This window comes from uncultured Methylobacterium sp. (assembly GCF_964242245.1).
Classification (GTDB): Bacteria; Pseudomonadota; Alphaproteobacteria; order Rhizobiales; family Beijerinckiaceae; genus Methylobacterium.
Genome location: NZ_CAXTBY010000009.1, coordinates 1 through 22,462 on the forward strand (window position 1 = coordinate 1; position 22,462 = coordinate 22,462).

Here is a 22,462-nt window from a genome sequence, read left to right on the forward strand (position 1 = left end):
TTGCACACGAGACAGATGGGGGCGGCCAGCGGAGGACCTCAAACAGGCTCTGAGATCGGCTCGGGCTATTTTCAGGAGACGCACTCGACCGGGCTGTATCGCGGGTGCAGCCATGACTGCGAGTTGGTCTCGGACCCCGCTCAGCTCCCTTTCATGTGCCGGAGAACGCCACAACGGGACACCGGGCTTCGTCGAGATGGAGATGAAGGCCGCGCCGGCTACTTCGAGACCGGTGTGACGCTGGACAACCCGGACTCTGCCGCGATGTCCCGCGGGGCCTGCACCTTCGCCCTGCGCGTCGAGGACCCGGCCGAACTGGACACCGCCATCGAGGAATTCCTGGCCTTCGATCTGCGGGCGGTGATGAGCGGGCGCAGCGACGCGGTCCTCGACCTCGCCAAGACCAACCTCATCCGCTAGGTCTCGGTTTGAAATCGTTCCAGGACGCGGCTCGCCGCGCCGGAGAGACGGTCACGGGAGGCCCGCGCATGGCCACGGAGCGGAACGTCTGGCGCCTCGCGCGCCGCCCGGTCGGCGCGATCGCCGAGGGCGACCTCGTCTACGCGTCCGAGGCGATGCCCGAGCCGGAGGCGGGGCAGTTCGTCCTCCAGGTTCTCTACCTCTCCCTCGATCCGACCAACCGGATCTGGATGAGCGATGCCGAGCAGTACATGCCGCCGGTCGAGGTCGGTGCGCCGATGCGCGGGTTGGTCGCCGGCCGCGTCGTGAAGAGCCGCAAGGACGGCGTCGCCGAGGGCGCGCTGTATTCCGGGATCGGCCCGTGGGCCGACTTCATGGTCAGCGACGGGCAGGGCTTGCAGCCCATGGCACTGCCCCCGGGCGTGCCGCTCTCGGTCGCCTTCGGCGTCTTCGGCCTCGTCGGGCCGACGGCGTATTTCGGCCTCCTCGACATCGGCCGTCCGAAGGCGGGGGAGACGCTGGTGGTCTCGGCCGCCGCCGGCGGGGTCGGGCAGATCGTCGGCCAGATCGGCAGGATCAAGGGGTGCCGCGTCATCGGCATCGCGGGCGGCGCCGAGAAGTGCCGCTTCCTCGTGGACGACCTCGGCTTCGATGCGGCGATCGACCACCGCGGCGAGGATGTCGGCGCGCGCCTCGACGCGCTTGCGCCCGCGGGCGTCGACATCAACTTCGAACAGGTCGGCGGTCCGATCCTCGACGCGGTCTTCGCCCGGATGCGCCTGTTCGGCCGGATGCCGCTCTGCGGCCTGATCGCCTCCTACAACGACACGATGGAGCGCCAGGGACCGGCGGCGTGGCGGCACATGCTGATGCGGCGCCTCACCGTGCAGGGCTTCATCGTCACCGATTACGCCGATCGCTGGGGCGAGGCGGTGGCGGCTTTGGGCGGCTGGATGGCGGAGGGCCGGATCAAGACCCGGCAGGACGTGCGGCCGGGGCTCGATCGCGCCGTCGCCCACCTCGACAGCCTCTACACCGGCGGCAACTTCGGCAAGCTCCTGGTGGAAGTTGTCCCCGACGCCGCCCGGATCTGACTGCGGGAAACGGACTTAACCATGCGGATCGGCCTGTTCGTGCCCTGCTACGTCGACGCCTTCGAGCCGGAGGTCGGCATCGCCACGCTCGAACTGCTGGAGCGCTTCGGGCTCGACGTGGAATATCCCTTCGACCAGACGTGCTGCGGCCAGCCGATGACCAACACCGGCTGCCACGCGGAAGCGGCGGCCACCGAGGCCCTGTTCGTGAAGAATTTTGCGCCGTTCGACTACGTCGTCGCCCCGTCGGGGAGCTGCGTGCATCAGGTGCGCGAGCACCTCACCGCGATCCCGCAGACCGACGAAGTGATCGGCGTCCGGCGGAAGACCTTCGAACTGGTCGAGTTCCTGCACGACGTGCTCAAGATCGAGGATCTGCCCTGGGCGGCGTTTCCGCACAAGGTCGCCTACCACTCGAACTGCAACGCGCTGCGCGGCATCCACCACGCCCGGCCCTCCGAGATCGTCGCGCCGCACTACTCGAAGCCGCTGGATCTCCTCGCCAAGGTGAAGGGCATCGAGATCGTCACGCTGACGCGGCCGGACGAATGCTGCGGCTTCGGCGGCACCTTCTCGGTGTTCGAGCCCGCCGTCTCGGCCAAGATGGGCTACGACAAGGTGACCGATCAGGCGCGCGCCGGGGCCGAGTACGTCGTCTCGGCCGATTCCTCCTGCATGATGCACCAGAAGGGCTGCGCCGAGCGCCTCGGGGTGCCGCTGAAGTACATCCACATCGCGCAGGTCCTCAACGGAGCCGCCGCATGAGCATCGAAGACCTGTCGCTCCGCGAGAGCGCCGACCTGATCCACCCGGAGGTCCGGGCGCCGTCCGACGAGAGCGAGCGCCGCGAGAACGGGCAGCGGCTCCAGCACGCGGAGGGCGCGACGAAGCCGATCGCCGCGCCGAAGGTGCGGGAGAAGCAGCCGCGCGGCGCCAAGATCCGCGGCGACCGCCCGATCGACCAGGGCGAAGCCGCCGAGCGCTTCCTCGCCGCACCGTTGCATCAGGCCGCCCACGACGAGCGCCTGTGGGACCTGCGCAAGAAGCGCGATGCATCCGCCCACGGCATCCCCGAATGGGAGGAACTTCGCGAAATCGCGTCCGGCATCAAGGCGCACACGCTCGCGAACCTCGACACCTATCTCGAACAGTTCGAGGCGGCAGCGTGTGCCAACGGCGTGCACGTGCACTGGGCGGCGGACGGCGCCGACCACAACCGCATCGTGCTGGAGATCCTGCGCGACCACGGCGCGCGGACGCTGGTGAAGTCGAAGTCGATGCTCACCGAGGAATGCGGCTTCCGCCACCACATGGCGGCCAACGGCATCGAGATCATCGAGACCGATCTCGGCGAGCGCATCCAGCAGCTCGACAACGAGGAGCCGAGCCACATCGTGGCGCCGGCCGTGCACAAGACTCGCATGGACGTGGCCGAGGTCTTCGCGCGGACGCTCGGCACCGACCCCGACAACGACGACGCGCACTACCTTGCCGAGAGCCAGCGCGAGACGACGCGGCCCCATATCCTCCAGGCGGACGCCGGCATGACCGGCTGCAACTTCGCCATCGCGAAGACCGGCACGGTGGTGACCTGCACCAACGAGGGCAATGCCGACCTGTCGGGGAACGTGCCGCCACTGCAGATTCACTCGATCGGCATCGAGAAGCTGATCCCGCGGATCGAGCACCTCGGCGTGTTCATCCGCATGCTCTCGCGCTCGGCGCTGGGCTCGCCGATCACCCAGTACACCTCGCATTTCCGCGCGCCCCGCGCGGGCACCGAGATGCACTACGTGCTCGTCGACAACGGTCGCTCGGCGCGCCTCGGGATGGAGGAATTCTGGACCTCGCTCAAATGCATCCGCTGCGGCGCCTGCATGAACACCTGCCCGGTCTACCGGCGCTCGGGCGGGCTCTCCTACGGCGCGACCTATTCCGGGCCGATCGGGCTCATCATCGATCCGACCTTCAACAAGCGGAAGTATTCCACGCTGCCGTTCTCCTCGACGATGAACGGCTCCTGCACCAACGTCTGCCCGGTCAAGATCAACATCCACGAGCAGATTTTTGCGTGGCGCAAGGTGCTCGCCGAGGAGCACCAGATCCCGCTGCTGAAGCAGGGCCTGATGAAGGCTGCCGGCGCCGTGCTGAGCCGCCCGGCCGCGTATCGCGCAGCGATCGGCAGCGCGGACTCGGCGCTGCGGGTTCTGCCGCGCTTCGCCGTCTACAACCCGCTCAACACCTGGGGGAAGAAGCGCGAGATGCCGGACGCGCCCAAGCAGAGCTTCCATGGCTGGTACAAGCAGAACCGCATGACGGACGCCGTCAAGAAGGACACAGCCAAGAAAGACACTGTCAAGTGAGCGCGCGCGCGGCGACGCTGGCGGCAATCCGCGCCAACCGGCCGGCCGGGGATTACCCGCTTCCCGCCGTGCCGGACTTCGCGCCGCTCGTTTCCGACGACCGCGTCGCGGCGTTCGGCGAGGCCCTGGCGCGGATGGGCGGCCGCGTCGTGGAGGCCGGCCCGGCGGGCGATCCGCTGGCGGGTGTCCGCGACCGGCTCGACGCGGCCGCGGTCGTCGCCTCCGCGGTCCCGGAACATGCCGGCAACCGCGACCTTGCCGCCGTCACCCGGCCGCAGGCGGTGGACGATGTCGACGTGGCGATCGTGCGCGCCCGCTTCGGCGTCGCCGAGACCGGTTCGGTGCTGTTCACGGAGGCCGAACTGGTGGTGAACGCGGTGGCCTACCTCGCCCAGCACCTCGTCGTGCTGCTCGATCCCGCCGACATCGTCGTGAACATCCAGGCCGCCTACAAGCGGCCCGACTTCGCGCGCGCGGCCTACGCGGTGCTGCACACCGGGCCGTCGGCCACCGCCGACATCGAAGGCGTGCTGATCCACGGGGCGCAGGGCGTGCGCTCGCTCACCGTAGTGCTGTGCCCGCGCGACGGAACCGCCGCGCGGGGGTGATGCGCGGCGGATCGGCGCGACGCGTCAGGGCGTGCCGGGCAGGCTGGCGACGAGGCTCGGCTCCAAGTCCTTCAGGCGCTTGGCGACGTTGCCCGGCCCGTTCATGATCGTGACGAGGCGCCAGACGATCGACCAGCCGTCCTGCACCGTCGACACCGTGTAGGACCGATTCGACGGCACCGGTTGCCGGACGTTGTTCTGGTCGGCGAGATAATACTGCCAGACCGAGTACGGATTCGGCGACGGCGTCGTGAACGATTGCGAGAGAAAGTAAGCCCCCGCCGGATACGTGATCCCCGATCGGCTCTTGAAGGGATTCGTGTAGAGCGCGCCGAGCATGTTGATGATCTGATTGTTGTCGAAGACGATCGAGGTCCGGTAAAAAACCGGATCGGTTCGGTAGAGATAGTCCATGATTGCGGCGACGGTATTACCGCCTGTCTTCGAAAGATCCACGGTCGTATTGTAGAAGATCCCGACGACACTGAACTTGACGCTCATGGTTTCCTCCCGGCTGGCAGCCAGAGGCCCGCGTGACCGGGCACGGATCATCCGTCCCGGCTGCACGAGGCGTTCGGGTCGGGGCCGGACTGAAGCGCGAATCGACTGACTGGGCCGCCAACCTGAACGGCAGAGGTTCAGAAATCAACCTCAATAAGATTTGTAGTACTCTAGATTTAATTCCATTCGGCGGGCGACCACGGCACCTGGATGGCACGGAGGACGGCTCGGCTTGTCTCCGACTGCGTGAACCGTATTGGCCGTCTCGCGTTCAGTTCGGCAGTCCGCGCTGGAGTACGACAGGGCGCGCGCGCTCACCGTCGTGCTGATGCTTCGCGTCAAGGCTTGTCCTCAGACTTCGGGCTTGTGCGCCGTCAGCACGGTCGCGCAGGCGAGTTCGAGTTGCTTGTCCTCCGGCAACTGCCGGCAGAACGGGCGGGTGACCTGCTCCAGCGGCATCGCCATCAGGTCGGCCACGGTCATCTTCCGGAACGCCTTGCGCGTGTCCGCGGGCAGGGCCTGCGCCCACACGTTCAGGATCCAGTGCAGCGTCCAGACCGGGTGCGTCGAGTCGAGCACCCGCACGTCCTCGACGACGAGATCGTCCTCGAACAGGCGGCGGATGCCCTGCGCCGTCGCGTTGAAGTAGTGATGCGGGTAGCCGTGATAGGGCTGGAGGAACGGCACGCCGCAGTAGAGCCGGCCGCCGGGCCGCAGCACGCGGGCGATCTCGCGCGCGCAGAGGAACGGGTCGCGGACGTGTTCCAGCACGGCGATGGAGATCACGGCGTCGAAGCTGCCGTCGCGGAAAGGCAGCGCCTCGCCGATGCCGAGCACGTCGGTCGAGGGATAGGCGACGATCTCGTAGTTGACCACGTTCTCGTAGTAGACCGACCGGTAGCCGGCCCCGCAATCGAGGACCAAGCCGTCGGGGAAGCGCCCGATCAGGTCCAGGGCGTTGCCGTCGTAGCCGAGGGACGAGACCGCGTCGGTGGCGACGATCCCGCTGCCCGCGCGCAATTCCGGCGTCAGGAAGTCGGCCCGGCCGTCGCTCCAGGTGCAGGCCATGTCCGCGCGCAGGAAGGGGCGCAGCCGCGCCATCTTCGCGGCGCGCGCGGCCGGCAGGTCTGGGTGGGCGTAGGCCATGGGGCGGGCTTCGCGGAGGCCGAACCGCTCGAAATGCGCTCGGCCGGATGCGATCCGGCCGCCCGCGACGGCCGCCCGCGCATCCGCGTTGACGGCGAGGTAGCGCGCCTCGTCGAAGGTCGCCGCCGTGGCGGGAATGGTCAGGTCGAGGGGCATGATCCGTCTCGCCGCGCCGCGCGCGCCGCGCCTCTCTACCGCCGTGCGCCGGTATCTGGAAGCGCGGCCGACCCCGTCGCGTGCTCCGCCCGGAACGGCGTAGGGTTTCCGCGTCGCACGCCCTCGACGCCGTCCGCGGCAGCGGGATGCGAACGGCAGGAGCATCCTGCGAAACGCGCGATGGTCGGGGCGTGGACTCTGGGCGCGCGGCTTGCAAGCGTGCAGAACGATGTCAGCCGCGAAGGAGCGGGAACGGTGCGATACACTCTCGGTTGCAGCCTGTCGTACAACATCCTCGCGGACACGACCTTCATCTTCAACTTCGAGGTCGCGCGCCTGAGAAGCCTGGAGATCCTGAGCGAGTCCCTGACGATCGCGCCGGACCTGAGGCGCGAGGTCTACATCACGCCCGACCTGCAGAACCGCTATCTCGGCCTCAACGTGCCGCAGGGCCAGCTCTCCGTGGAGTACGCGGCCGAGGTCGCGCTCAGCGTGCATCGCGCCGACCCGGCGACGATCGAGGAGACGCCGGTCAAGGACCTGCCGATCGACATCCTGCCGTTCCTGCTGCCGAGCCGCTTCGTCTCCTCCGACCGGCTGACGCCGTTCGCGCAGGCCGAGTTCGGCGCGCTGCCGAGGGGCCACCAGAGGGTGAACCAGATCTGCAACTGGATTCACGACCACCTGACCTACAAGCCCGGCACCAGCGACGAGCAGACCACCGCCGACGAGAGCCTGCTGCGCCGGGCCGGCGTCTGCCGCGACTTCGCCCATCTCGGCACCGCCTTCTGCCGCGGGCTCGGCATTCCCGCCCGCTTCGTCTCCTGCTACGCCCACGGCCTCGTGCCGAGCGACTTCCACGCCGTGTTCGAGGCCTACCTCGACGGCCGCTGGTGGCTGTTCGACGCCACCCGCCAAGCCGACCCGGACGGCCTCGTGCGGATCGGCGTCGGCCGGGACGCGGCCGAGATCGCGTTCTCGACGCCCTACGGCAACATGCAGCCCACCAACATGCAGATCCGCATCGTCCGCTCGGACGGCCTCGGCAGCCCGCCCCAGCGCACCGTCGACGCGATCTCGACCGAGGTGCCGGCCCCGAACGCGGGCGCGGCGTGAGCGCTTCCGGGGTCCATGCAGCGTCGATCCTCCCCCGGGATGCGGACGACGCAAGGGGAGCTTCGTGAGACGCTCTCAGCCTGCTCGGGCGGTATGATTGACGCGAAGCCTCGTCTCCTCCCGAGCGGGGAGACGCAGCACTTCGGCAGAGAGGGAAGGTTCGCATGGCCTACCGCCACGTCGTCGGCCCTCGTACCTGGGTGTTCGCCGACCTGCCCACCCTGATGGCCAAGGCGACGCCGATCCGCTCCGGCGACCGGCTGGCCGGCATCGCGGCGGAATCGGCGGAGGAGGGCTCGGCGGCGCGCTGGTGCCTCGCCGACGTGCCGCTCAAGGATATCCTGGCCCGGCCGCTCATCCCCTACGAGGCCGACGACGTCACGCGCCTGATCCTCGACGCGCACGATGCGGCGGCGTTCGCGGAGATCGCCCACCTCACCGTCGGCGATTTTCGCGAGTTCCTCCTCACCGCCTCATCGGAGGGCCTGACCCGGATCGCACCGGGGGTGACGCCCGAGATCGCCGCGGCGGTGTCGAAGATCATGCGCAACCAGGACCTGATCCTGGTGGCCCGCAAGTGCCGCGTCGTCACCAAGTTCCGCAACACCATCGGCCTGCCCGGGACGCTGGCCGTCCGCCTCCAGCCGAACCATCCCACCGACGACCCCGCCGGCATCACCGCGGCGATCCTCGACGGGTTGAGTTACGGCTGCGGCGACGCAGTGATCGGCATCAACCCGGCCTCGGATTCGCTCCAGGCCATCGGCCGCCTGCTGCACCTCCTCGACGAGATCATCCAGCGGCACGCGATCCCGACGCAAGCTTGCGTCCTCACCCACGTCACCACCGCGATCGAGGCGATGAACCGCGGGCTGCCGGTCGACCTGGTGTTCCAGTCGATCGCCGGGACCGAGAAGGCGAATGCCGGCTTCGGCGTGACGCTGGCCATCCTCAAGGAGGCGTACGAGGCGATGCTGGCGCTGAAGCGCGGCCCCTTGGGCGACAACGGCATGTACTTCGAGACCGGGCAGGGCTCGGCGCTCTCGGCCGACGCGCATCACGGCATCGACCAGCAGACCCTGGAGGCGCGGGCCTACGCGGTCGCGCGCCCGTTCCGGCCGCTGCTCGTCAACACCGTGGTCGGCTTCATCGGCCCCGAATACCTCTACGACGGCAAGGAGATCATCCGGGCGGGACTGGAGGACCACTTCTGCGGCAAGCTGATGGGCGTGCCGCTGGGCGTCGACGTCTGCTACACCAACCACGCCGAGGCCGACCAAGACGACATGGACACCCTGCTGACGCTGCTGGGGGCGGCCGGCTGCACCTACGTCATGGGCGTGCCCGGCGCCGACGACGTGATGCTGAACTACCAGTCGACCTCGTTCCACGATTCCCTCTACGTCCGCGAGGTTTTGGGCCTGAAGCGCGCGCCCGAGTTCGAAGCGTGGCTGCACGCCCTCGGCATGACCGATGCGCAAGGGACGCTGCTGCCCGGGACCCCAAGCTCGCCGCTGCTCACCGACGCCTCCGGGCTCGCCGCATGAGCGCCGAAGGGGAGATCTGGGCGCGGCTCGCCAAGCTGACGCCGGCGCGGATCGGGCTCGGGCGCGCCGGAAGCGGCCTGCCCACGCGCGAAGTGCTGCGCTTCGGCCTCGCCCACGCCCAGGCGCGCGACGCCGTGCACACGCCGATGGACCCCCGCGCGATCGCCGAGGGGATCGGGGCGCAGGGCCTGCCCACCCTCACCGTGGCCTCTCAGGCGGCCGACCGGGCCGCCTACCTGCGCAGGCCCGATCACGGCCGCCGCCTCGCGCCGGAGAGCCGGGAAGCCCTGGAGCAGGCCGCAACCGGACCGGTCGATCTCGCGATCGTGGTGGCCGACGGCCTCTCGGCCCGCGCCGTCCACGAGGGTGCGGCGGCGCTGATGGCGGCGTTCAAGCCGCACATCGACCGGTCCGGCTGGACGCTCGCACCGGTGGTGATCGCGAGCCAGGCCCGGGTGGCGCTCGGCGACGCGGTCGGCGCGGCGCTGAAGGCCCGCGCCGTCGCCGTGCTGATCGGCGAGCGCCCGGGCCTGTCATCGCCGGACAGCCTCGGGATCTACCTCACCTTCGATCCGCGTCCGGGCCGGTCGGATGCCGAGCGCAACTGCATCTCGAACGTGCGGCCCGCCGGCCTCTCGCACGACGAGGCTGCGTTCAAGCTGGACTGGCTGCTGACCCAGGCCTTCGCGCGGGGGCTGACCGGCGTGTCGCTGAAGGACGAGAGCGATCACGCGCTGCCCGGCCCCGGAGCCGCGTCGTCCCTGCTGCGAGGCTGACCCGCGCGCCGGGTCGGGATCGTCGGTCCAAGCGCGGCTGTGGCGAGGTCGCCACACCGCCAAAGCAACCCAGGTCTGCCCCGAGACCTGCTTTTCTCCGCCGCGATCCCGCCATAAACCGGGACCACCTCAGCATCGGCGGTAAACGGCTTTTCCCCCAACCGGTTACCGCACGGTTGCGAAAGATTCCAAGCGCGTGATCCAGCCTCCCCTGCCGCGTCGATCGATGCGGCCGGACGGCGATCCGCACCCTCGGGACAGTCGCCGATGCGTAGCGGGCCGGGGGTTCTGGGACAGGTCATGGACGCGCGTTTGAACGACAAGTCGAAGCTGCCGAGCCGCCACGTCACGGAAGGAGCCGACCGCGCTCCGCACCGCTCCTACCTCTACGCCATGGGCCTGACCAAGCAGCAGATCCACCAGCCGCTCGTCGGCGTGGCCTCGTGCTGGAACGAGGCGGCGCCCTGCAACATCTCGCTGATGCGCCAAGCCCAGGCGGTGAAGAAGGGCGTGGCCGCGGCCAGGGGCACGCCGCGCGAGTTCTGCACCATCACCGTCACCGACGGCATCGCCATGGGGCATGCCGGCATGCGCGCCTCGCTGCCGTCGCGCGAGGTCATCGCCGACTCCGTCGAGCTGACCATGCGCGGCCACGCCTACGACGCGCTCGTGGGCTTGGCGGGTTGCGATAAATCGCTGCCCGGCATGATGATGGCGATGGTGCGCCTCAACGTGCCGTCGATCTTCATCTACGGCGGCTCGATCCTGCCGGGCTCGTTCCGCGGCCGGCCGGTCACGGTGCAGGACCTGTTCGAGGCGGTGGGCAAGGTCGCGGTCGGCGACATGAGCCTGGAGGACCTCGACGAGCTGGAGCAGGTCGCCTGCCCGTCAGCCGGCGCCTGCGGCGCGCAGTTCACCGCCAACACGATGGCCACGGTCTCCGAGGCGATCGGCCTCGCGCTGCCCTACTCGGCCGGAGCGCCCGCGCCTTACGAGATCCGCGACCAGTTCTGCGCCACGGCCGGCGAGAAGGTGATGGAGCTCTTGGCCAAGAACATCCGCCCGCGCGACATCGTCACCCGCAGGAGCCTGGAGAACGCGGCCGCCGCCGTCGCGGCGTCCGGCGGCTCGACGAACGCTGCGCTGCACCTGCCGGCGATCGCCCACGAGTGCGGGATCAGTTTCGACCTGTTCGACGTCGCCGAGATCTTCCGGCGCACGCCGTACATTGCCGACCTGAAGCCCGGTGGCCGCTACGTCGCCAAGGACATGTTCGAGGTCGGCGGCATCCCGCTCCTGGTGAAGACGCTGCTCGACCACGGCTTCATGCACGGCGACTGCATGACGGTGACCGGCCGCACCCTGGCCGAGAACATGGAGCACGTGCGCTGGAACCCGGATCAGGACGTGGTCCGCCCGGCGAACCACCCGATCACGCCGACCGGCGGCGTCGTCGGGCTAAAGGGCAACCTCGCCCCCGAGGGCGCGATCGTGAAGGTCGCCGGCATGGCCGTCGACAAGCAGCGTTTCACCGGCCCGGCCCGGGTGTTCGACGGCGAAGAGGCCTGCTTCGAGGCCGTGCAGGCGCGCACCTACGAGGAGGGGGAGGTTCTGGTCATTCGCTACGAGGGCCCGAAGGGCGGGCCCGGGATGCGCGAGATGCTGTCGACCACCGCGGCGCTCTACGGCCAGGGCATGGGCGACAAGGTCGCGCTCATCACCGACGGGCGCTTCTCCGGCGCCACCCGCGGCTTCTGCGTCGGCCATGTCGGGCCGGAGGCCGCGGTCGGCGGCCCGATCGGCCTGATCCGCGACGGCGACACGATCACGCTCGACGCGGTCGTCGGCACGCTCGAGGTCGCGCTCTCCGACGCCGAGCTTGAGGACCGCCGCAAGACCTGGGCGCCGCGGACGAATCCCGCGACCTCCGGCTACCTCTGGAAGTACGCGCAGGGCGTCGGTCCGGCCGTGAACGGCGCCGTCACCCATCCGGGCGGTGCCAAGGAGATCCAGAGCTATGCCGACGTCTAGGACCGACCGCGGCCGGTCCACGCGGACGATGGGGGGCGGTCCCGGTCGATCGTTCGGCGTGCGCGCCCTCGCGCTCGCCGCAACGGCGGCCATCGTCCTCCTCGCGGGCGCGCCGGGCCCCCGGGCGCTGGACGCCAGCGCCCGCATGCCGGTTCCGGAGAAGACCTATCGCTCGGCCAAGGACGCGCTCCGGGCGGGCGTGCGCGAGTACAATGCCGGCGACAAGGAGGGCGCGGCGCGCACCCTCGAATACGCCGCCGACCAGGGCCACGCCCTGGCCCTGTGGAAGCTCGGCCGGATGTATGCGGAGGGCGACGGCGTTCCCCACGACGACCTGAAGGCCTTCGAGTTCTTCTCGCGCATCGCCGATGCCGGGACCGACGACGGGCCGGACGCGCAGACCTCGGCGGTGACGGCGAGCGCGTTCACGGCGCTCGGCAGCTACTTCCTCGACGGGATAAAGGGCACCTACGTGCACCCGAACCCCGAGCGCGCCTACGACATGTTCAACTACGCGGCGTCGTACTTCGGCGATCCGAACGCGCAGTACAACCTCGCCCGGCTCTACCTCGACGGCACCGGCGTCGAGGCCGATGCGCGGCAGGCGGCGCGCTGGTTCAACCTCGCCGCGGAGAAGGGCCACCACCCGGCCCAGGCGCTGCTCGGCGACATGCTGGTGACGGGCATGGGCGGCGTGCCGGTGCAGCGCGCCCGCGGCCTGATGTGGCTCTCGCTCGCCCGCGAGGGCGTGGAGAACCGCAAGGATGCGTGGATCGTCGCCCTCTACGAGAAGAACTGGGCCGCCGCAACGGACGAGGACCGGGCCGAGGCGCAGGCCCAGGTGCAGACGGTGGGCTCGATCAGGCGACGCCGGTGAAGCGGCCGGGCCGCCGATGGCCCGGCCGTCCGGCGCTTCGAATGGCGCTCAACCCTTGCGCGCGTCCATCGCCGTGACGAACGAGGGCCGGGTCAGGATCGCCGCGACGTAAGCAGCCAATTTCGGCCAGCGGCCGGCGTCGACCTCGCACTTGGCGAACTGGAAGTTGTAGAAGCCGGTGCCGATCGCGATATCGGCGAGGCTGAACGCGCCGCCCACCAGGAACTCGCCCGCGATCTGGCTCTCCAGGTAGTCGAACAGCGGCGGCAGATCCTTCTCCAAGGCCTTGGCGACAGCGGCTTCGTCGCAGGGCTTGCCCATCATGTTCGGCTTCATCACGCGCTCGACGAAGGGCACGAGCAGCTTGAACACCAGCTCCGTGTCGCCGAACTTGTCGAACCAGACCATGCGGCCGAGCGCCTGCGGATCGCTCGGCACCAGGGCCGGTGCCGGATGCCTGCGCTCCAGGTACCACTGGATCGCGGAGGAATCGGCGAGCTTGAAGCCCTGATCGTCGATCGCCGGGATCTTGCCGAGGGCGCTGGCCGCCTGGAAGCCCGCGTCGGCATCGTGGAACATGCAGGGCACGTGCTCGTAGGCCGCGCCCTTCTCCGCGAGCGACACGAGAACCTTGCGGACGAAGGGCGAGTAGCCGGTGCCGTACACGATCATGGTTTCTGCATCCTCGATGTCGTGAAAGCCCGCTCGTATCACGCTTTCCCGTTCGCGGCAGGCGCCTGATGCTCAGCGCGCGAGGAGTTCGACCGTCACGGGAACATGGTCCGAGGGCTTTTCCAGGCCGCGCAGGTGCTTCTGCACCGAGGCCGCGACCAGCCGGTCGGCGGCTTGCGGCGACAGCAGCAGGTGATCGATGCGGATGCCGAAGTTCCGCGGCCAGCAGGCGGCCTGATAATCCCAGAAGCTGTAGAGCCCGGAGCGCGGATCGCAGGCGCGGACCGCGTCGGTCAGCCCTTCCGCGAGCAGGGTTCGGAAGGCGGCCCGCGTGTCCGGCAGGAACAGCGCGTCGTCCGTCCAGGCCGCGGGTTCGGCCGCGTCCTCGGGTTCGGGGATGACGTTGTAGTCGCCAGCCAGCACCAGGGCGGTCTCGTCCTGCATCCGGGCGCGAGCGTGCCGGCGCAGGCGCTCCAGGAAGGCGAGCTTGTAGGGGTACTTGTCGCTCGCGACGGGGTTGCCGTTCGGCAGGTAGATCGAGGCCACCCGCACGGGCGCGATGTCGTCTCCCGCGACCAGCGCCTCGACGTACCGGGCCTGCGCGTCGGCCGCATCGCCCGGCAGCGCCCGCAGCACCGAGGCCGGGTCGTAGGTCAGGGGCGCGCGCACCAGCAGCGCGACGCCGTTGTAGGCCTTCTGACCGACGCTCTCGACCGCGTAGCCGGCGGCCTCGATCTCGGCCCGCGGAAACGCCGCGTCCTGGCACTTCAGCTCCTGCAGGCACACCACGTCCGGTCTCGCCTCGTCGAGGAAGGCGAGCAGGTGGCCGACCCGCTGCTTGATCGAGTTGACGTTCCAGGTGGTGATCCGCATCGGCCGAGGTCCTGAGGGCGGCGCCCGTCATCGGGCCTTCGCACCGGCCTGACAAGGCGGGCCGCGGAGATTGGAGGGCGGGATGTCGGTCGACGGGTTCGCGCCGACCGCCGCCTCCTGCGAGCGCGGCGATCCCGTATTCCGGGCGGAACCGGCCGACGTGGTCCCGAATGCAGCCTTTCTGGTCGCAGCCCTCGCCGCGGCCGGGCGCGAGGGGGCGGGCGTGATCCCGCCTGCCGCGCGCGCGCCGGTCTGTTTCCGGGTCTTGCTGGTCCTTCGCACCCGCGACCGGGCCGTCCGCGCGCCATGTCCCCTCGGAACCCACTTCCTCTGGCACCTCCTGAACGCGGGCGTCCTCTACGGCCTGATCGTCACGGCGCTCGGGTATCCGGCCCGGCCACGTCCTGCCCGACGACGCGCGGCCGTTTCCTTGCACCCCTCCGGAAATCGATGCAGAAGGGCCGCGCCGTGAGCGGCGTGGCGCGCCACGCCGGTCCACGCCAGTTCGCCTCCACCGACGGCGCACGGCACAGGGCACGAGAGCGACCATGTCTCAGAGCTTCCGCCTCGGCGTCGCCGGTCTCGGCACCGTCGGCTCCGCCGTCGTCCGGATGATCGCCCGGCGGGCTGCGCCGTTGGCTGCCGCGAGCGGCCGCGACATCCGCGTCACGGCGGTCTCCGCCCGCGACAGGACGCGCGACCGGAAGCTCGACCTCTCCGGCACGGCTTGGTTCGACGATCCCGTGGCGCTGGCCCGCGCCTCGGACGTGGACTGCGTCATCGAGCTGATCGGCGGGTCCGAGGGCCCGGCGAAGGCGACCGTCGAGGCTGCGCTGGCCGCGGGCAAGCACGTGGTCACCGCCAACAAGGCGCTGCTCGCCTATCACGGCACGTCGCTGGCGCGGGCGGCCGAAGCGGCGGGCGTCGCGCTCGCCTACGAGGCCGCGGTCGCGGGCGGCATCCCGGTGATCAAGGCGCTGCGCGAAGGTCTCTCCGGCAACGCGGTGAGCCGGGTCTACGGAATCCTCAACGGCACCTGCAACTACATCCTGACGCGGATGGAGCGGGAGGGGCTGACCTTCGAGGCCTGCCTCAAGGATGCGCAGGCGCTGGGCTACGCGGAAGCCGACCCGACCTTCGACGTGGAGGGCTTCGACACCGCCCACAAGCTCGCGATCCTGACGAGCCTCGCCTTCGGCACCGCGATCGATGTCGACGGCGTCTCTGTGGAGGGCATCTCAGGCGTAAAACCCCTCGACCTGCTGATGGCCGAGGAACTCGGATACCGGATCAAGCTCCTCGGCGTGGCGCAGGCGACGGAGGCCGGCATCGAGCAGCGCGTGCACCCGACGATGGTGCCGAAATCCTCGGCCATCGCCCAGGTGATGGGCGTGACCAACGCCGTGACCGTCGACGCGGACGCCGTCGGCGAGCTCACCCTGATCGGCCCGGGGGCGGGCGGCGAGGCGACCGCCTCGGCCGTCGTCGCCGACATCGCCGACGTTGCGGCCGGGCTGGTGCGCCCGACCTTCGGCCGCCCGACGGGACAACTCCGACCGGCCGAGCGGGTCGAGATGCAGCGGCACGAGGGCGGCTACTACATCCGCCTCACCGTGCACGATCGGCCCGGGGTCGCGGCCGGCGTCGCCACCCGGATGGCCGAGCGCGAGATCTCGCTGGAGAGCATCCTGCAGCGCCGGAACACGCGCGCGGCCGCGAGCGATCCGCACGGCCGGTCCGGGCAGCCGGTGCCGCTGGTGCTGATCACCTACGCGGCGACCGAGGGCACCATCCGCGCGGCGCTGGAGGCCATTGCGGCCGACGGGCTGCTCGCGGAAGCGCCGCAACTGATCCGCATCGAGCGCGACTAGATCGAGCGCAGCTTGCATTTTGCTGCACGCCGAGCGTCGAATGTCAGCCAGAACGAGGATTGCCGAGCAGTAGCGAACGTTATTTCTCCGACTCGCGAAGCGTGCAACGCTGCATCGCGTCGGCAGCAGCCCGATCGGGTTGGAACGAAGGCTGAGGTCACGATGATTGAGGCGGTCAGGCAGGATCCGCGGGGTGCCGTCGCGCGCACGCTCACCCTCGAACTCGCGCGCGTCACCGAGCGCGCGGCGATCGCGGCGGCGGCCCTGCGCGGGCAGGGCAACGAGAAGGCGGCCGATCAGGCCGCGGTGGATGCCATGCGGGCCGAGCTGAACGCCCTGCCGATCGACGGCACCGTGGTCATCGGCGAGGGCGAGCGCGATCGGGCGCCGATGCTGTTCATCGGCGAGCGCCTCGGCAGCGGCGCCGGACCGCGGGTCGACCTCGCCGTCGATCCGCTGGAGGGCACCACCCTGTGCGCCAAGGACATGCCCGGCGCGATCGCGGTGATGGCGATGGCCGAGCGCGGCGCGCTGCTCGCCGCCCCCGACGTCTACATGCAGAAGATCGCGATCGGTCCCGGATACCCGGAGGGAATCGTCGACCTCGACGCGAGCCCGGCCGACAACATCGCCGCCCTTGCCCGCGCCAAGGGCGTTCCTCCCTCTCAGATCGTCGCGATCGTCCTCGACCGGCCGCGGCACGCCGATCTCGTCGCTGCGATCCGCGCCGCGGGCGCCGGCGTCCGCCTGATCTCGGACGGCGACATCGCCGCGATCATCTTCACCAACAGTCCCGAGGAGACCGGCGTCGACATCTACCTCGGCATCGGCGCGGCGCCCGAGGGCGTGATCGCGGCGGGCGCCCTGCGCTGCATCGGTGGGCAAATGCAGGGCCGCCTGATCCTCGACACCCCGGAGAAGCGCCGCCGCGCCCACGACATGGGCATCGGCGATCCGGCCCGGAGGTACGGGCTCACCGACTTGGCGCGCGGCGACGTCACCGTCGCGGCGACCGGCGTGACGGACGGAGCGCTGCTGCGCGGCGTGCGCTTAAGGCCTGGGGTTACGCAGACCGAGACCCTGGTCTACCGCTCGGCCACCGGCACGGTCCGCCGCATCCACGGCGAGCACCGACGGCCGGACCGACGCGGCGATTGATCGTCCGGCCGCGCCGCCGCGGCCGGACGGGCCAGGATCAATCGAGGACGACGACCTTGGTGCCGACGCTGACGCGGCTGAACAGGTCGATCGCGTCCTGGTTGATCATCCGGATGCAGCCCGACGAGACGCTGTGACCGATCGAGCCGGGCTCGAGCGTCCCGTGGATGCGGAACAGCGTGTCCTTGTTGCCCTGCCACAGGTACATCGCGCGGGCACCCAGCGGGTTGCGCGAGCCGCCCGGAACGCCGACGCCGCTCGGCAACGCGTCGACTTCGCCCGCGAGCTTCGGGGTCCGGGCGATCATCTCCCTGGGCGGGTACCAGTCCGGCCACGCCTGCTTCAGGTTGACCGTCGCGGTTCCCGACCAGGAGAAGCCCTGCTTGCCCACGCCGACGCCGTAGCGCCGCGCCCGGCCGTTGGCCTGCACGAGGGTGAGCTGGTGCGCCCGCGGATCGATCACGATGGTGCCGGGCTCGTAGCTGCCGGTATAGGCGATCTCCTGACGAAGAAAGGCCGGGCTCGTCTTCTTCCAGTTGAAGGCGGCCACCGGGAAGGCATCGTCGGCGATCGCGGCGTAGGCCTTGTTGTAGTCGATCGGACCATCGTCGACCGGCCGGTTGATCGCGGCCGTCATCGCGGGCGAGAACTGGTTGGCGCCGGGCTTCGGCCCCTTGAGCGGCGCCGTGTTGGCCGCATCGGCATCCGCGGGCCGCTCGGCGACCTGCTGCTGCTCCGGAGCCGGGCGGCGCTCCGCCGCCGCGCCGCGCTCCGGGACGGGACGGCCGAACTCGGTCCGGCCCGCGTAGGGCTCGTACCGGCCGCCGCGGAGGCGATAGAGGCCGCCGTTCTGGTCCTGATACAGCCGGTCGTCGTCGTAGCCGTCGATGGCGCTCGCCGCGACGGCGCCGCGGCCCTGCGCGTGGCCCGGCGCGGCCGCTGCCAGGACTGCGAGGCTCGTCATCGAGCCGATGAGCAGGAGGCTTCGCAGGGAATCGGGCATGGCGCTTCGAAACGTCCTTGTTGAGGTCGCGCGAACTCCGATGACCCGGGCGGCGACCGCGTCACGTCCTCGGCCGCTCGCGGGCGCGGCCGGACGCGTCATCTGCCGTGACATACCAAGCGGCGGCCGCCCACGTCACCATCCGAGGGCCTTGCGCCCACCATTTCGCGCCGCCGCGTCGATTCCATGCAACGGTCGGCCTCCTCGAACCCGAAGCTGTCGCGCCGGCGGCACGCGATCGGACCTGATCTGCGTGGGCTCCGACGCTTCGCGCGAGGCTGCGGGTCGGCCGCGGGATTCACCATCCGGAACGATGTGCGGCAAAGCGGGGACAGTTGGGCGAACCGGGTTGCGGCGTGGCACGTGCGCGGCGCTTAAGATCATCATCGATCCTCCAATCTCCGGACACCATCCCGTGGCACGCGTTCCCGCACCGCATCAGGCGCTCGGCGCCTCGGTCTTCGCGCTCGCCTGCTGCGCGGTGCTGCTCGCACCGGCCTCCACGCTGGCGCGCGAGAGCGCCGGACCGACGAGCAGGACCCAGGCCGCCGGTTCGCCAGCGACGAAGAACGCCGTCGGCGCCGCCGAGCCGCCCGGAGCATGGACCTCCGGTGCGGCGCCAGCCGCGGATTGCACCCGCACGCGGCGCAAGCTCTGGCAGCCCGACGAGGGCTGGATCGTCAGGAGGATGACCACCTGCCGGTGACGTCGCGCGCAGGGCGCTGCGAGCCCAAGTCTGATCCTGAGTCTGATCCTGTCCGCGGGACGATGGTTCGGAGCCTCGCGCGATCCAATGTACCGAGGCATGGATCGCAGGCAGGATTGCCCCGAAACGCAGCCCGCGAGCGCCATCCGACGAACGGGCCGCCGGCTCGTCGCAAAACACCGCGTTGCGCCGGGGGCTTGAAGTCGGTTCGCGAGCCGACGGCATGGGCGTGCGGCGCTGGAAAGTTCGTCCTCCAGCCCGACCGAGCGTGTCGACGCGCGTCTCACGCAGCCTCCAAGGACCGTGGCACGCTTGGTGCATCGCATCAGGGGCCGCAGCGCAAGCGGCGCGCGGGGCAACGACGCCCCGCAACGCGGACGGTGTGAGTCCGGTCCTATGGCATGAGCGGCCGCGCTCGCGGACCGCCTTATCAAGACGAGCACCCCTCAAATGGCCAGTTTCAAGACCGTCATGAAGTCGGGGCATCCCCCGACCTTGTTCGCCGCGTTCCTCTACTTCGATTTCTGCTTCGCGATCTGGGTCCTGAACGGCGCCATGGGCCCGTTCATCACCGAGACCTACAAGCTGTCGCCGGCTCAGACCGGCTTCATGATCTCGCTGCCGATCCTGGCCGGCGCGATCATGCGCTTCCCCCTCGGCGTCCTCGCCCAGTACATCGGCCGGAAGAACGCCGCGATCACCGAGATGAGCATCATCATCCTGGCAATGATCTACGGCTTCTACTTCGTGTCGAGCTACAACGACGTGCTGGCCATGGGCGTGCTGCTCGGCATCGCCGGCGCTTCGTTCGGCGTGGCGCTGTCCCTCGGCTCGGGCTGGTTCCCGCCGGAGCACAAGGGCCTCGCGATGGGCATCGCCGGTGCCGGCAACTCGGGCACCGTCCTCGCGGTGCTGTTCGCGCCCCCGCTCGCCCAGGCCTACGGCTGGCAGACCGTGTACGGCTTCGCCGGAGCCGTGATGCTGATCCCGCTCGTGATCATGATCATCCTCGCCAAGGAGCCGCCGGACCTCGAGCACCAGTCGTTCAAGGAGCACATCTCCTGCCTGTTCACGAAGGACGGCTGGGCGTTCTCGCTGATCTACATCATCACCTTCGGCGGCTTCATCGGCCTGTCGAACTTCCTGCCGACCTTCTTCTACGAGCAGTTCTCCGTGACGAAGGTCGAGGCGGGGCGTCTGACCATGCTCGCGGCCTTCATGGGCTCCGGCATCCGGATCGTCGGCGGCTACTTCGCCGATCGGATCGGGGGCATCTCGGTGCTCTCGATCGTGCTGCTCGCCGCGATCGGCGCCTTCCTGGCGCTGACCTCGACGCCGTCGCTCGCGGTCACCACGATCCTGTTCATGCTCTGCTTCGCCGCCCTCGGCGCCGGCAACGGCGCGCTGTTCCAACTCGTGCCGCTGCGCTACCCCACCAACACCGCGGTGTCCGGCTCGATGATCGGCGAGATCGGGGCGCTCGGCGGCGCGATCCTGCCGAACGTGATGGGCTTCTCGAAGCAGTACACCGGAGCCTTCGCCACCGGCTTCATCGTATACGCGGTGTTCGCCGCCGTGGTGCTCGGCTGCCTGATGCTGTGGCAGCGCAAGTGGGTCGGCACCTGGGTCGGTCCGCGCGGCAAGGTCCTCGATCCCACCGCAACATCGTCCTCGGCAACCGGAGGGTTGCAGGCCGCCACGGGCTGACGTCGCTCGTCACGATACGCGGACGGAAACGGGGGCTTCGGCCCCCGTTTTCACGTGCGAAGGACGTCCGTGAGAAAAGATCCGTCGCGGGCGGAGATCATGCCGCCGCCTCCCGGCAGCGGACACGAGGCGCCCTGAGCAGCCGTCATCTCCCCGAGGCCCTACGGGCAACGGATCGCCGCCGCGCGCGGGCCTCTCGCAGCGGATCCTCGGCGAAGCTTGCCGCTGCGCCGGCATGACTTGGCCGCGACCCGGCTGGCGGTGACGAGGTCGGGTGTCCAGTCGGCCGCGCAGCGAGGCTCCGACCGCCGATCGTCATCGCGCCAGCGTTCTCGCCGGTTGCACAATCCCCACCGCGCCCGGGACAGGCCGGGACGGGTGGCGCATGCCATCCGGAACGCTGATCGCGTTCAGGATGGTTGCGCCCGCGCGCCCTTCGCCGATAGTGAGGATGGAATGCGAAGCGGCATCCGGCTCTAGGGCGGGATGACGACACGAAACGCAAGGCGGCTGCCGATCAGGGCCGACCGGAGGATTGACGCCATGATCAAGCGCCTGAGCGCGACGAACAGCGTGCTGTTCCTGCTCTGCCTGATGTACTTCATCACCTACCTCGACCGGGTGAACATCGCCACCGCGGGCGCCGTGATCATCAAGGATCTCGGCATGTCGAAGACCGAGTTCGGCCTGATCCTGTCGGCCTTCGCCTATCCTTACGCGATCTTCCAGGTGATCGGCGGCTCGGTCGGCGACAAGTTCGGGGCGCGGCGCACGCTCCTCGTCTGCGGCCTGATCTGGGCCATGGCCACGATCCTCACCGGCTTCGTCGGCGGCCTCGTCAGCCTGTTCCTCGCCCGCGTGCTGCTGGGCTTCGGCGAGGGCGCCACGTTCCCGACCGCGACGCGGGCCATGCAGAACTGGACGGCGCCGGAACGGCGCGGCTTCGCCCAGGGCATCACCCACGCCTTCGCCCGCCTCGGCAACGCGGTTGCGCCGCCGGTCGTCGCCTTCCTGATCTACCATTTCGGCTGGCGGTCGAGCTTCGTCATCCTCGGCGGCGTCAGCTTCGTCTGGGTGGTCATCTGGTATCTGTACTTCCGCGACGACCCGTCCGACCACAAGGCGATCACGCGGGCGGAACTCGAGATGCTGCCGCCGCCGCGCAAGGTCGGAGCCAAGCAATCGGTGCCGTGGATGGCGCTGACCCGGCGCATCCTGCCGGTGACGATCACCTACTTCTGCTACGGCTGGACCCTGTGGCTGTTCCTCGGCTGGCTGCCGAGCTTCTTCAAGGAGAGCTACAACCTCGACCTGAAGAACTCGGCTCTGTTCGCCTCGGGCGTGTTCTTCGCCGGCGTGGTCGGCGACACGCTGGGCGGCGTGCTCAGCGACCGGATCTTCAAGCGCACCGGCAAGCTCAAGCTCGCCCGGCTCTCGATCATCGTCATCGGCTTCCTCGGTGCTGCGGCAAGCCTCACCGGCGTGTTCTTCACCCGCGACCTGACGGCGGTGGCGCTGCTGCTCTCCTCGGGCTTCTTCTTCGCCGAACTCGTCATCGGCCCGATCTGGTCGGTCCCGATGGACATCGCCCCGAAGTACGCCGGCACCGCGAGCGGGCTGATGAACACCGGCTCGGCGGTCGCCGCGATCATCTCGCCGATCGTGTTCGGCGTCGTCGTCGACGTGACCGGCGACTGGACGCTGCCGTTTGCCGGCTCGATCGGGCTGTGCCTGCTCGGTGCCGCGACCGCCTTCACCATGCACCCGGAGCGTCCCTTCGTGGAGCCGGCCGAGGCCGAGATGGTGCCGCCGGTCGCGGTCGCGTCCGCGCGCTGAG

At 69.8% G+C, this 22,462-nt stretch carries 21 protein-coding genes; 15 read left to right on the forward strand and 6 right to left on the reverse strand.

Annotation, left to right across the window (positions count from 1 at the left end; all coding sequences use genetic code 11):
* Positions 1–234 precede the first annotated feature (234 nt).
* The 5 genes from ACFE8Y_RS04020 (at position 235) to ACFE8Y_RS04040 (ending at position 4,485) form a co-directional block, all read left to right on the forward strand.
* Positions 235–420 carry a hypothetical protein gene (locus ACFE8Y_RS04020; protein WP_375463163.1) on the forward strand — a complete coding sequence of 62 codons (186 nt, stop codon included), beginning with the start codon at positions 235–237 and terminating at the stop codon, positions 418–420.
* Between the two features lie 68 nt (positions 421–488).
* Positions 489–1,514 carry an NADP-dependent oxidoreductase gene (locus ACFE8Y_RS04025; RefSeq protein ID WP_375463103.1) on the forward strand — a complete coding sequence of 342 codons (1,026 nt, stop codon included), beginning with the start codon at positions 489–491 and terminating at the stop codon, positions 1,512–1,514.
* Between the two features lie 21 nt (positions 1,515–1,535).
* Entirely contained in the window at positions 1,536–2,279 is a 744-nt protein-coding gene (locus ACFE8Y_RS04030; protein ID WP_375463104.1) for a (Fe-S)-binding protein, read from the forward strand.
* On the forward strand, positions 2,276–3,877 hold the full coding sequence (locus ACFE8Y_RS04035; protein WP_375463105.1) for a lactate utilization protein B: 1,602 nt from the start codon (positions 2,276–2,278) through the stop codon (positions 3,875–3,877). Before ACFE8Y_RS04030 ends, ACFE8Y_RS04035 begins: the two co-directional genes overlap by 4 nt.
* Positions 3,874–4,485, forward strand: coding sequence for a lactate utilization protein C (locus ACFE8Y_RS04040; RefSeq protein ID WP_375463106.1), 612 nt, complete (start codon positions 3,874–3,876; stop codon positions 4,483–4,485). Before ACFE8Y_RS04035 ends, ACFE8Y_RS04040 begins: the two co-directional genes overlap by 4 nt.
* 24 nt (positions 4,486–4,509) lie before the next feature.
* Here the strand turns inward: ACFE8Y_RS04040 and ACFE8Y_RS04045 are convergent, their stop codons facing one another.
* Together ACFE8Y_RS04045 and ACFE8Y_RS04050 are read right to left on the reverse strand one after the other, a co-directional pair.
* Positions 4,510–4,986 (reverse strand): hypothetical protein, encoded by a 477-nt coding sequence (locus ACFE8Y_RS04045; protein ID WP_375463107.1) that lies wholly within the window; start codon positions 4,984–4,986, stop codon positions 4,510–4,512.
* 351 nt (positions 4,987–5,337) lie between these two features.
* Positions 5,338–6,288, reverse strand: coding sequence for a methyltransferase domain-containing protein (locus ACFE8Y_RS04050; RefSeq protein ID WP_375463108.1), 951 nt, complete (start codon positions 6,286–6,288; stop codon positions 5,338–5,340).
* A 255-nt stretch (positions 6,289–6,543) separates the two neighbouring features.
* On the opposite strand from ACFE8Y_RS04050, the gene ACFE8Y_RS04055 reads away from it, so the two are divergent.
* The 5 genes from ACFE8Y_RS04055 (at position 6,544) to ACFE8Y_RS04075 (ending at position 12,635) form a co-directional block, all read left to right on the forward strand.
* The gene (locus ACFE8Y_RS04055) at positions 6,544–7,404 is read left to right on the forward strand and encodes a transglutaminase family protein (protein WP_375463109.1); all 861 of its coding nucleotides are present in this window, start codon (positions 6,544–6,546) and stop codon (positions 7,402–7,404) included.
* A 164-nt stretch (positions 7,405–7,568) separates the two neighbouring features.
* Positions 7,569–8,951: an ethanolamine ammonia-lyase subunit EutB gene (locus tag ACFE8Y_RS04060; RefSeq protein WP_375463110.1), complete on the forward strand. Its 1,383-nt coding sequence runs from the start codon at positions 7,569–7,571 to the stop codon at positions 8,949–8,951.
* On the forward strand, positions 8,948–9,727 hold the full coding sequence (eutC, locus tag ACFE8Y_RS04065; RefSeq protein ID WP_375463111.1) for an ethanolamine ammonia-lyase subunit EutC: 780 nt from the start codon (positions 8,948–8,950) through the stop codon (positions 9,725–9,727). The genes ACFE8Y_RS04060 and eutC overlap by 4 nt, the downstream gene beginning before the upstream one ends.
* 300 nt (positions 9,728–10,027) lie before the next feature.
* Positions 10,028–11,758: a dihydroxy-acid dehydratase gene (gene ilvD, locus ACFE8Y_RS04070; protein WP_375463159.1), complete on the forward strand. Its 1,731-nt coding sequence runs from the start codon at positions 10,028–10,030 to the stop codon at positions 11,756–11,758.
* Positions 11,745–12,635 (forward strand): tetratricopeptide repeat protein, encoded by an 891-nt coding sequence (locus tag ACFE8Y_RS04075; RefSeq protein WP_375463112.1) that lies wholly within the window; start codon positions 11,745–11,747, stop codon positions 12,633–12,635. Before ilvD ends, ACFE8Y_RS04075 begins: the two co-directional genes overlap by 14 nt.
* 48 nt (positions 12,636–12,683) lie before the next feature.
* Here the strand turns inward: ACFE8Y_RS04075 and ACFE8Y_RS04080 are convergent, their stop codons facing one another.
* Positions 12,684–13,307 (reverse strand): glutathione S-transferase family protein, encoded by a 624-nt coding sequence (locus ACFE8Y_RS04080; protein ID WP_375463113.1) that lies wholly within the window; start codon positions 13,305–13,307, stop codon positions 12,684–12,686.
* Positions 13,308–13,379: 72 nt separating this feature from the next.
* Complete coding sequence (gene xth / locus ACFE8Y_RS04085; protein WP_375463114.1) at positions 13,380–14,180, reverse strand: exodeoxyribonuclease III; 801 nt, start codon at positions 14,178–14,180, stop codon at positions 13,380–13,382.
* Positions 14,181–14,262: 82 nt separating this feature from the next.
* On the opposite strand from xth, the gene ACFE8Y_RS04090 reads away from it, so the two are divergent.
* The 3 genes from ACFE8Y_RS04090 (at position 14,263) to glpX (ending at position 17,209) form a co-directional block, all read left to right on the forward strand.
* Entirely contained in the window at positions 14,263–14,652 is a 390-nt protein-coding gene (locus tag ACFE8Y_RS04090) for a hypothetical protein (RefSeq protein WP_375463115.1), read from the forward strand.
* A 76-nt stretch (positions 14,653–14,728) separates the two neighbouring features.
* The gene (locus ACFE8Y_RS04095) at positions 14,729–16,051 is read left to right on the forward strand and encodes a homoserine dehydrogenase (protein WP_375463116.1); all 1,323 of its coding nucleotides are present in this window, start codon (positions 14,729–14,731) and stop codon (positions 16,049–16,051) included.
* A 162-nt stretch (positions 16,052–16,213) separates the two neighbouring features.
* Positions 16,214–17,209 (forward strand): class II fructose-bisphosphatase, encoded by a 996-nt coding sequence (glpX, locus tag ACFE8Y_RS04100; protein WP_375463117.1) that lies wholly within the window; start codon positions 16,214–16,216, stop codon positions 17,207–17,209.
* A 37-nt stretch (positions 17,210–17,246) separates the two neighbouring features.
* Here the strand turns inward: glpX and ACFE8Y_RS04105 are convergent, their stop codons facing one another.
* Together ACFE8Y_RS04105 and ACFE8Y_RS04110 are read right to left on the reverse strand one after the other, a co-directional pair.
* The gene (locus tag ACFE8Y_RS04105) at positions 17,247–18,212 is read right to left on the reverse strand and encodes a L,D-transpeptidase (RefSeq protein ID WP_375463118.1); all 966 of its coding nucleotides are present in this window, start codon (positions 18,210–18,212) and stop codon (positions 17,247–17,249) included.
* A 438-nt stretch (positions 18,213–18,650) separates the two neighbouring features.
* Positions 18,651–18,908, reverse strand: a complete 258-nt coding sequence (locus ACFE8Y_RS04110) for a hypothetical protein (RefSeq protein WP_375463119.1) — start codon at positions 18,906–18,908, stop codon at positions 18,651–18,653.
* Between the two features lie 460 nt (positions 18,909–19,368).
* Here ACFE8Y_RS04110 and ACFE8Y_RS04115 point away from each other — a divergent pair, with 460 nt between their 5' ends.
* The gene (locus tag ACFE8Y_RS04115; protein ID WP_375463120.1) at positions 19,369–20,625 is read left to right on the forward strand and encodes a nitrate/nitrite transporter; all 1,257 of its coding nucleotides are present in this window, start codon (positions 19,369–19,371) and stop codon (positions 20,623–20,625) included.
* A gap of 543 nt (positions 20,626–21,168) precedes the next feature.
* Positions 21,169–22,461 (forward strand): MFS transporter, encoded by a 1,293-nt coding sequence (locus tag ACFE8Y_RS04120; RefSeq protein ID WP_375463121.1) that lies wholly within the window; start codon positions 21,169–21,171, stop codon positions 22,459–22,461.
* The last annotated feature ends 1 nt before the right edge of the window (position 22,462 follow it).

Excerpts from the sequence above, each read along its gene's own strand:
- ACFE8Y_RS04095 (WP_375463116.1), top strand. The coding sequence starts at position 14,729 with ATGTCTCAGAGCTTCCGCCTCGGCGTCGCCGGTCTCGGCACCGTCGGC.
- ACFE8Y_RS04105 (WP_375463118.1), bottom strand. The coding sequence starts at position 18,212 with ATGCCCGATTCCCTGCGAAGCCTCCTGCTCATCGGCTCGATGACGAGC.
- ACFE8Y_RS04120 (WP_375463121.1), top strand. The coding sequence starts at position 21,169 with ATGATCAAGCGCCTGAGCGCGACGAACAGCGTGCTGTTCCTGCTCTGC.
- ACFE8Y_RS04075 (WP_375463112.1), top strand. The coding sequence starts at position 11,745 with ATGCCGACGTCTAGGACCGACCGCGGCCGGTCCACGCGGACGATGGGG.
- ilvD (WP_375463159.1), top strand. The coding sequence starts at position 10,028 with ATGGACGCGCGTTTGAACGACAAGTCGAAGCTGCCGAGCCGCCACGTC.
- ACFE8Y_RS04060 (WP_375463110.1), top strand. The coding sequence starts at position 7,569 with ATGGCCTACCGCCACGTCGTCGGCCCTCGTACCTGGGTGTTCGCCGAC.
- eutC (WP_375463111.1), top strand. The coding sequence starts at position 8,948 with ATGAGCGCCGAAGGGGAGATCTGGGCGCGGCTCGCCAAGCTGACGCCG.
- glpX (WP_375463117.1), top strand. The coding sequence starts at position 16,214 with ATGATTGAGGCGGTCAGGCAGGATCCGCGGGGTGCCGTCGCGCGCACG.
- xth (WP_375463114.1), bottom strand. The coding sequence starts at position 14,180 with ATGCGGATCACCACCTGGAACGTCAACTCGATCAAGCAGCGGGTCGGC.
- ACFE8Y_RS04025 (WP_375463103.1), top strand. The coding sequence starts at position 489 with ATGGCCACGGAGCGGAACGTCTGGCGCCTCGCGCGCCGCCCGGTCGGC.
- ACFE8Y_RS04030 (WP_375463104.1), top strand. The coding sequence starts at position 1,536 with ATGCGGATCGGCCTGTTCGTGCCCTGCTACGTCGACGCCTTCGAGCCG.
- ACFE8Y_RS04035 (WP_375463105.1), top strand. The coding sequence starts at position 2,276 with ATGAGCATCGAAGACCTGTCGCTCCGCGAGAGCGCCGACCTGATCCAC.
- ACFE8Y_RS04090 (WP_375463115.1), top strand. The coding sequence starts at position 14,263 with ATGTCGGTCGACGGGTTCGCGCCGACCGCCGCCTCCTGCGAGCGCGGC.
- ACFE8Y_RS04080 (WP_375463113.1), bottom strand. The coding sequence starts at position 13,307 with ATGATCGTGTACGGCACCGGCTACTCGCCCTTCGTCCGCAAGGTTCTC.
- ACFE8Y_RS04050 (WP_375463108.1), bottom strand. The coding sequence starts at position 6,288 with ATGCCCCTCGACCTGACCATTCCCGCCACGGCGGCGACCTTCGACGAG.
- ACFE8Y_RS04115 (WP_375463120.1), top strand. The coding sequence starts at position 19,369 with ATGGCCAGTTTCAAGACCGTCATGAAGTCGGGGCATCCCCCGACCTTG.
- ACFE8Y_RS04045 (WP_375463107.1), bottom strand. The coding sequence starts at position 4,986 with ATGAGCGTCAAGTTCAGTGTCGTCGGGATCTTCTACAATACGACCGTG.